Origin of the sequence: Enterobacter sp. CM29, from assembly GCF_013179605.1 — a bacterium.
In the GTDB taxonomy this organism is placed as follows: domain Bacteria; phylum Pseudomonadota; class Gammaproteobacteria; order Enterobacterales; family Enterobacteriaceae; genus Enterobacter; species Enterobacter intestinihominis.
This window is the reverse complement of sequence record NZ_JABMCU010000384.1, coordinates 1-737: the sequence shown is the minus strand read 5'-3', so window position 1 is coordinate 737 and position 737 is coordinate 1. Positions and strand designations below refer to the sequence as shown.

The following is a 737-nucleotide window of genomic DNA, read 5'->3' as shown; positions in this document are numbered from 1 at the left end:
TAATTATTTCACGCTACCCGGTAGTATGCCATACATGAACATGCGCTTCCCCACTGTTATGACCTTACCCTGGCGTGCAGACGCCGCCGAGTTCTGGTTTGCCCGTCTGAGCCACCTTCCTTTTGCCATGCTGCTGCACTCCGGGCATGCGGATCACCCCTACAGCCGCTTTGATATTCTGGTGGCCGACCCGGTTAAAACGCTGACGACCGATGCGCTGTCACCCACGGACGATCCGCTGATGCGGCTTCAGAACGAGATCCATGCTCTGGGCTTATCTGCCACACCGGATCCGGATCTGCCTTTCCAGGGGGGCGCGCTGGGCCTGTTTGGTTACGATCTGGGTCGCCGTTTCGAAAAGCTGCCCGAGCATGCGCAGGCGGATATTTCCCTGCCGGATATGGCGGTCGGGCTGTATGACTGGGCGCTAATCGTGGATCACCGTAAGCAGACGGTTTCCCTGCTTAGCCACCGAGACGTGCAGGCGCGTCTGGCCTGGCTTGAGGCGCAACGGCCCGCCACAGCGGAACACTTTATGCTGACCTCTGGCTGGCACTCGAACATGAGCGCGGCGGAATATGCGGAAAAATTCTCTCGCGTGCAGGCGTATCTTCACAGCGGCGACTGTTATCAGGTCAACCTTGCCCAGCGTTTCCAGGCGGCGTACCGGGGAGACGAATGGCAGGCATTTACCCGCCTCAATGCCAGCAATAAGGCCCCGTTTAGCGCATTTTTAC

1 protein-coding gene is annotated in these 737 nt (G+C 58.8%); it reads left to right on the top strand.

All coding sequences use genetic code 11. The features are described 5' to 3' along the window. Positions 1 to 34: 34 nt before the first annotated feature. Positions 35 to 737: chorismate-binding protein (locus HP459_RS23205; protein WP_171936957.1), on the top strand; the 703-nt coding region annotated here is incomplete at its 3' end.